The sequence below is a fragment of the Promicromonospora sp. NPDC057488 genome, from assembly GCF_042802395.1.
Taxonomy (GTDB): domain Bacteria; phylum Actinomycetota; class Actinomycetes; order Actinomycetales; family Cellulomonadaceae; genus Promicromonospora.
Map to the genome: position 1 here is coordinate 1 of NZ_JBHVEG010000248.1, position 7,269 is coordinate 7,269.

The 7,269-nt window shown below is 74.0% G+C and carries 6 protein-coding genes; 3 read left to right on the forward strand and 3 right to left on the reverse strand.

The window, feature by feature from the left end; genetic code table 11:
* Positions 1–33: 33 nt before the first annotated feature.
* The 3 genes from ACFU5G_RS28140 to ACFU5G_RS28150 are packed head-to-tail and all read right to left on the reverse strand — an operon-like array spanning position 34 to position 4,702.
* Entirely contained in the window at positions 34–2,322 is a 2,289-nt protein-coding gene (locus tag ACFU5G_RS28140) for a transglutaminase domain-containing protein (protein ID WP_377252107.1), read from the reverse strand.
* Complete coding sequence (locus ACFU5G_RS28145) at positions 2,319–3,632, reverse strand: DUF58 domain-containing protein (RefSeq protein ID WP_377252109.1); 1,314 nt, start codon at positions 3,630–3,632, stop codon at positions 2,319–2,321. The genes ACFU5G_RS28140 and ACFU5G_RS28145 overlap by 4 nt, the downstream gene beginning before the upstream one ends.
* Positions 3,633–3,652: 20 nt before the next feature.
* Positions 3,653–4,702: an AAA family ATPase gene (locus ACFU5G_RS28150; protein WP_377252111.1), complete on the reverse strand. Its 1,050-nt coding sequence runs from the start codon at positions 4,700–4,702 to the stop codon at positions 3,653–3,655.
* A 397-nt stretch (positions 4,703–5,099) separates the two neighbouring features.
* Here ACFU5G_RS28150 and mraZ point away from each other — a divergent pair, with 397 nt between their 5' ends.
* From mraZ to ACFU5G_RS28165, 3 genes are all read left to right on the forward strand, one after another.
* Positions 5,100–5,570, forward strand: coding sequence for a division/cell wall cluster transcriptional repressor MraZ (gene mraZ, locus ACFU5G_RS28155; RefSeq protein ID WP_020016697.1), 471 nt, complete (start codon positions 5,100–5,102; stop codon positions 5,568–5,570).
* 186 nt (positions 5,571–5,756) lie between these two features.
* Positions 5,757–6,800: a 16S rRNA (cytosine(1402)-N(4))-methyltransferase RsmH gene (gene rsmH / locus ACFU5G_RS28160; RefSeq protein ID WP_377252113.1), complete on the forward strand. Its 1,044-nt coding sequence runs from the start codon at positions 5,757–5,759 to the stop codon at positions 6,798–6,800.
* Complete coding sequence (locus ACFU5G_RS28165; RefSeq protein ID WP_377252116.1) at positions 6,797–7,225, forward strand: hypothetical protein; 429 nt, start codon at positions 6,797–6,799, stop codon at positions 7,223–7,225. Before rsmH ends, ACFU5G_RS28165 begins: the two co-directional genes overlap by 4 nt.
* The last annotated feature ends 44 nt before the right edge of the window (positions 7,226–7,269 follow it).

The window sequence follows — 7,269 nt, forward strand, 5'->3', positions numbered from 1 at the left end:
CCTCGGGGCCCGGCTCCTGTCTTGTCACCCGGGTCAGGGCTTGCGGGCGAGGGCTTCCGTCAGCTCCGCGGTGACCGACGTCGTGAGCTCCTCGAGCTCCTCGGCGGACGGCGGCGTCGAGGAGCGGGCGTAGCGCTCGTCCTCGGCGGCGTCGGCCAGGGCGGTGAGCCGCTCGGCGACGTCGTCGGGCAGGGGTGCGCCCGTGCGGGTGCGGATCTCGTCCGCGATCACGGCCGGCGCGCGGCGGAGCGTGACCGACGGCCCGAGGCGCACCTGCTGCTCGGCGAGCAGGGCCAGCACCCGCGCCCACGCCCGCTCCGGGTCGAGCTCCTCGACCTCCGCGCGCCGCCGCAGGAGCAGCCAGGCCGCCCCGCCGAGCACACCGAGGGCGACGATGACCGCGACCACCCAGGCCCAGCCGGGCAGGGTCTGGTCGGACACCTGGTTGCCGGACGCGCTCTGGGTGGCGGCCGCCTCGGACTCGTCCGGCCGCTGCGACGGCTGCTGCGTGGGCACCTCGGGCGCCCGCGAGGGCGTGGGGGAGGCGCTGGGCGCGTTGCCGGTGGTCGGGTTCGCGTACGCGGGCAGCGGGCCGGTCTGGACCTGCGGCGTCGGCTCGAAGCGGACCCAGCCCACGGACGGGAAGTAGATCTCGGGCCAGGCGTGCGAGTCCTGGCCGGTGACCCGGTAGCCGCCGGTGCCGTCGGGGCGGCCGGGCAGCCAGCCGACGCCGATCCGGGCCGGGATGTCGAGGCTGCGGGCCATGACCATCATGGACAGGGCGTACTGCGTGCAGTAGCCCTCCTTGTTCTGCAGGAAGTCCCAGACGGTGTCGGACGAGCCCCGGTAGTCGGCGTCCGGGTTGTACACGAACCCGGCGCCGGAGCGCAGATGGTTCTGCAGCGCGACCACGGCGTCGAACCGGGTCGGTGCGTCGCCGGCGACCCGCTGGGCGTAGTCGGCGATGTCGTCCCGGTGCTCGGTGTCCGGCACCTCCGTGTAGCCGGCCGACCGGGGGTCGCCCCCGGCCGGCACGGCCCGGAGCAGCTCCGGGGTGAGCCCGCGGTCGACGATCTCGACCGTGTACGGGGCGCCCTGCTGGGTGCCCTCGCCGCCGCGCACCTCGTCCCGGAGCGAGTCGTAGGCCCAGTCGCCGCCCACGTCGACCCGCCGGGGCTCGAGCGGTAGCGGCAGCTCCGAGCCGTCGAGCTGCCCGATCTGCACGTCCATCTGGCGGCCCTGGCCCGTGGCCCCCTCGCCGGGCGGCGCGAGGACGGTCGACGCGTCGAACTCCGCGAGGCCGCCGGTGGGCACGTTCCGGTTGGTCTGCACGCCGTCGAACGCCGTCAGCGTCATGACGCGCAGGGGGCCGGTCGGCTCGCCGTCGGCCATCGTGTAGGTCAGCACGGTGTTGCCCGAGCGGGCGCTCAGCGGCTGGCGCATGTCGAGCTCGGAGGACAGCTCGACCGTGTCGGACGGCGTGGAGATGAGCTGGTTCCACGTGCCGGCCAGCGCCGGCAGCGCGGCCATGCCGGTCGCGACGCCGAGCGAGGTGGCGGCGACCGCGACGGACGTCAGCGCCGTGATGCCGGAGCGGAACCGCTGCGCGCGGCGCACCGCCGCGGACTCGGAGTCGCCGCGCCGCCCGGGGGTCACTCCCACCGGGTCGACCGTGAGCAGCAGGAGCATCGCGGTGACGCTGATGACGAAGACGGGCCACTGCACGTCGCCGATCAGGGTGAGCGGCGGCGTCCACAGGAGGAGCAGCGGCACCCCGGCGAAGCCCGGCATGCGCGCACCGGCGAGCGAGTCCACCACGAGCAGCACCAGCAGCGTGCCACCCACGGCGACCATGCTGATGGCCGGCCCCGGGTCCACCGGGGCCACCTGCGTGTTCATCAGCTCGGTGGCCTGGCGGAACCGTTCGAGGACCTGCTCCACGGAGTCCGGGCCCACGAACGGCTCGAACCGCTGGCCGGGCCCGCCGTAGCGGGCCAGGACGAACCAGACGGCGACCACGAGGCCGGCCGCCGTGGCGACGAAGGACGCGCTGCCCGCGGCGCGGTCGGCGGCCCGGTCGGCACTCGACCCCTGGCCCGCCGCCCGGCGGGCGGCGGCCCGGTCCACGGCGGTGCGCAGCAGCAGGTACCGCACCACGCAGCTGGTGGTCGAGACCAGGAGGACACCCGTGGTGCCGGCGGTGAGCCAGGGGCCGGGGTCGATGACGAGCGTGAGGGCGTGCATGGAGGCGATCACGGCGATCGCGACGAGCACGCCGGAGGCGACGGTGCGGACCAGCGGGCCGCGGTGTGCGGGGATCACGGCGCACGCTCCGCGAGCAGGGCCCAGGCGCGCTCCGGGTCGGTGCGCGCCTCGCACGTGCTGACGTGCCAGCTCGAGCCGCGCAGCTCGGCCGCCGTCTGGTCCAGCTCGTGCTGGAAGCCGGCGCCGTGCGGCGCGACCAGGAGGGCCCAGCAGGTGCCCTCGGCGGCGAGGGCGGCCAGGTCGTGGCGCGCGTCGGGACCCTGCGGGCCCAGCACCGTCACCACGATCTCGCCGGGCACCCGGGCGAGCCGCAGGGCCCGCGCGGTGGTGCTGATGGCGTGCTGCCCCTCGGCGTTGCCGCGGTGTCCGCGGATGTCGACGCAGGCGTCCAGCAGCGCGGACCGGCTGGCCCGGGTGGTCGCGAACCGCTCGCTCTCCAGGCTGGGGGCCACGCTCGTGGTCACGAGGCGCGCCGGGTGGCCGGCGTCGAGGAACGAGGTGGCGATCGACGCCGCGAGCTCGACCGCCCACTCGCCGTCGTCCACCGCCGCGGGGCGGCGCATGCTCCCGGACTCCTGCCAGTGCGGCAGCAGCGAGCGGTCGAGGAGCACGGTCACGGGGCGCACGCCGGCGCTCTCGTCGGCGCGGACCATGAGCTGGCCGCGGCGGGCCGCGCTCGCCCAGTGGACGCGGCGCGGGTCGTCGCCCGCGACGTACTCGCGCAGCACGGAGTCGTCGGTCGACTGCAGGCGTGCGCCCGTGGCGGAGCGGTCGACGTCGCCCACCGCGCGCGTGCGGACGGCGAGCTCGACGGTGCGGGGCCACACGGGCACCTGCGTGGGGCTGCCGAGCGGCTGGGTGGCGCGGACCAGGCCGAACACGTCGGTCCGGGTGGTCAGCAGCGGACCCAGCGACCAGCGCCCGCGGCGCATCGGGGTGAGCGAGTAGTGCACGGTGATCCGGTCGGCCCGCGCGGACACCCGGGCGCGGATGCCCTGGTGCCCGGCGAGCTCGTGCGCCGCCTGCTCGGACAGGCGCAGGCGGGAGAGCCGCTCGTACGCGGCGCCGGAGGCCTGGTGCGCGGCGACCAGGAGGCTCACGTCCGCCGTCCGGTCGCGCACCACGGGGTTGGGCGCCACGGCACGCGTCACGTGCAGCGCGCCGCGTCCTGACTCGAGCCGCTGGGTGCCGATGACCAGCCAGGCCACGGCCACGGCGATGAGGGCCGCCGCGCCGAGCCCGACCAGGTCGGGCAGGGTGAGCACCAGCCCGAGCGGGATCAGGACGCCGCCCACGCAGGCAGCCCCGATGCCGCGGGGGGTGAGCCGGACCCGGCTGATCCGGGCGAGCGTGTCACGCCACTTCATGCGCTTGCCGCCCTGGCCGCTCAGAACTGACGCCGGTCGGCGGGCTCGAGCGCCGGCACCGGGGTGCGCTGCACGATCTCGTCGACGAGCGTCTCCGGTGTCACGCCGCCGAGCCGGGACTCGGTGGTGAGGATGAGGCGGTGCGCCAGGACGGGCCGGGCGAGCCGCTGGATGTCGTCGGGCAGCACGTGGTCGCGCCCCGCCATGGCGGCGATGGCCTTGGCGGCCCGCAGGAGCTGGAGCGAGGCGCGCGGCGAGGCGCCCAGCCGCAGGCCGGGGTGCTCGCGCGTGGCGCCGACGAGGCCCACCACGTAGCGCTTGACGGAGGAAGAGGCGTACAGCGAGCGCACGAGCGCGGAGAACCGCAGGAGCGTGTGCCCGTCGGTCACGGCCTGCAGGTGGGCCAGCGGCGTGGTGGCCTCCTGCCGGTCGAGCATGAGCATCTCGGCGTCGATGTCGGGGTAGCCCACGGTGATGCGGGCCATGAACCGGTCGCGCTGCGCCTCGGGCAGCGGGTAGGTGCCCTCCATCTCCACCGGGTTCTGGGTGGCGACCACGAGGAACGGCCGGGGGAGCTGGTGGGTGGTGCCGTCGACGGTCGTCTGGCCCTCCTCCATGCACTCCAGCAGCGCGGACTGGGTCTTGGGCGAGGCGCGGTTGATCTCGTCGCCGATGACGATGTTGCTGAACACCGGGCCCGGGCGGAACTCGAACTCGTGGCTGCCGGTGCGGAAGATGTTGACGCCGGTGAGGTCGCTCGGCAGCAGGTCGGGCGTGAACTGGATGCGGCCCACGTGGCAGTCGATGCTGCGCGCGACCGCCTTGGCGAGCGTGGTCTTGCCGACGCCGGGCACGTCCTCGACGAGCAGGTGGCCCTCGGCCAGCAGGACGGCGAGCGTGATGTCGGCCAGGCCGGGCCGGCCGGTCACGACGGACTCCACGGCCCCCCGGACCCGCGCCATGGTCTCCACGAGCTCGTCGAGCGCGCCGGGTCCTGGCGCCGGCGGTGCGGCGGCCGCGCCGCCGTAACGAGGATCCGAGAGGCCGGAGGCGGTGGGTTCCGTGTGCACTGGGGGGACCTCCATCGGGCCGGGAGTCAGGCCGGTTTCTCGCGCGGGTACGCGCTGTTCGGAAGCCGGGGCGAGAACGCCCGCCCGGCTGGTCCAGCCTAGTAGAGATGTAAAGCACTCTGTTGAGTGCATCACGCGGTCTTCACAGATCCGCGAGCTTCTTTCGCCCCGGTGAAACGACGTCCGGCCAGGTCGCGCACGCCTGGCGGGATGCGGCCCCGCACGACCTGATCCGACATTCCACGCCACGCCGGACATGAATTTACTCCACCCGCTCTTTACCTCTTTGACCTGCGCATTGAGGGTCACTGGGCAGTTCTCCCCATCGTTTTTCCGAGTGTGGTGGTGGAAAGTGGAGTAGCGTGGAGTATGCGGGAGCGGAAGGAGGTGTCGGCCCATGACTGCGATGGCAGAAGGTTTCGCAGGTCTGGGTCTGCTCCTCGGCACGTACACCCCGAAGCTCGACGAGAAGGGGCGCCTGATCCTTCCCGCCAAGTTCCGGGGGCGCCTGTCCGGTGGTCTGGTCATGACCAAGGGGCAGGAGCGGTGCCTCTTCCTCCTCCCGATGGACGAGTTCCAGCAGATCTACACCCAGATCCGGCAGGCGCCGGTGACGAGCAAGGCAGCACGGGACTACACGCGAAACTTCCTGGCGGGAGCGAGCGACGAGGTCCCGGACAAGCAGGGCCGGGTCTCCATCCCGACGCACCTGCGCGAGTACGCCGGTCTCGACCGAGAGGTGGTCGTGATCGGGGTCGGTACCCGCGTGGAGGTGTGGGACGCGCAGGCCTGGGCCACATATCAGGAGCAGACCGAACCCGACTACATCGATCAGGCCGAGGAGATCTTCCCCGGGCTGAGCTTCTAGTACAGGTGGGCTGACCGGCCGCACGGTCAGGCCTCCTCCCGCAGGATCCGGCGCACTTCCCCGCCGCCGGAACCGTGCGGAGGGAGACCTGACCGGGCGGCCCGCCCGGAAGTACCCGCACGAGCACGAGGCAGCACGCATGACGAGCACCACGCAGGACCAGCACCACGCAGGAGGGAGACACCGATGAACGCGACCGACAACCGCCCCGGCGCCGGCAGCGACGCCGCCGATCGCCACCTCCCGGTGCTGCTCCAGCGTTGCGTGGACCTGCTCGCCCCGGCGCTCGCCGAGCCCGGCTCCGTCCTGGTGGACTGCACGCTCGGCATGGGCGGCCACACCGAGGCGGTCCTGGAGCAGCTCCCGGCCGCCCGCGTGATCGGCATCGACCGCGACCCGCAGGCCCTGGCGCTCGCCGGTGCCCGGCTGGCCCGGTTCGGCGACCGCTTCACGCCGGTGCACGCGGTGTACGACGAGATCACCGAGGTGGTCGACGAGCACGCCGGCGGCGCCGTCCAGGGCGTGCTCATGGACCTCGGGGTGTCCTCGCTGCAGCTCGACGAGACCGACCGCGGCTTCGCCTACGCGCAGGACGCGCCGCTCGACATGCGCATGGACTCCACCCAGGAGCTGACCGCGGCCGACGTGCTCAACACGTACGACGAGCGCGACCTCGCGCGGATCCTGCGCGAGTACGGCGAGGAGCGGTTCGCGGGCAAGATCGCGCGGGCGATCGTCCGGCGCCGGGCCGAGCGGGAGTGGGACCGTAGCGGCGAGCTCGTCGACCTGCTGCGCGCCGTCATCCCCGCCGCGACCCGCAAGACCGGCGGCCACCCGGGCAAGCGCACCTTCCAGGCGCTGCGCATCGAGGTGAACGGCGAGCTCGAGGTGCTCGAGCGTGCCGTGCCCGCCGCGATCGAGGCGCTCGCCGTGGACGGCCGCATCGTCGTGGAGTCGTACCAGTCGCTCGAGGACCGGATCGTCAAGCGCGCCATCGCGCAGGGCACGACGTCGTCGGCCCCGCCGGGGCTGCCCGTCGAGCCCGAGACCCACCGGCCCTATCTCGAGGCGCTCACCCGGGGCGCGGAGGAGGCGGACGCCGCCGAGCTGGAGCGCAACCCGCGCTCGGCCTCGGTCCGGCTGCGTGCCGCCCGCCGCCTCCGCCCGACGCCCGAGCACCTGCTGAACCGCACCAGCACGCACCACACAGCGAAGGAGGACCGCCGATGAGTGCTACCAACGCCGCGACGGCCCGCGCAGTCCGTCCGGCCGAGCTGCCCCGCACCCGCAGGGCCCCGCTGACCGCGATCTCGGGAGGCGCCGCGCAGCGCGGCCGCCGCCTCGACGTGGTCCGCGCGCCCCTGCACGCGAAGAGTCGCGTGCCGTTCTTCGTCCTGTGCGCCACCCTGATGATCGGCTCGCTCGTGGCGGTCCTCGTGCTGAACACCACGCTCGCCCGGGGCTCCTACGAGATGTCGCAGCTGCAGGGCGACGTCGCGCAGACCGCCCAGGACGTGCAGGTGCTGGAGGAGAACCTGAGCGCCGCCGAGACGGACCTGCCTGACAAGGCCCGCAGCCTCGGCATGGTGCCCGCGGAGAACCCCACCATGGTCAGCGTCCGTACCGGCAAGGTGGTGAAGGGTACGGACCAGTGACGGGCCCGACGTCGGGCGCGGGCCGGCAGCGCACCCCCTCGGGG

What these genes read in the sequence shown, in the direction of transcription:
- ACFU5G_RS28165 (WP_377252116.1), top strand. Translation starts at nt 6,797, where the DNA reads ATGAGTGCTACCAACGCCGCGACGGCCCGCGCAGTCCGTCCGGCCGAG.
- rsmH (WP_377252113.1), top strand. Translation starts at nt 5,757, where the DNA reads ATGAACGCGACCGACAACCGCCCCGGCGCCGGCAGCGACGCCGCCGAT.
- mraZ (WP_020016697.1), top strand. Translation starts at nt 5,100, where the DNA reads ATGACTGCGATGGCAGAAGGTTTCGCAGGTCTGGGTCTGCTCCTCGGC.
- ACFU5G_RS28145 (WP_377252109.1), bottom strand. Translation starts at nt 3,632, where the DNA reads ATGAAGTGGCGTGACACGCTCGCCCGGATCAGCCGGGTCCGGCTCACC.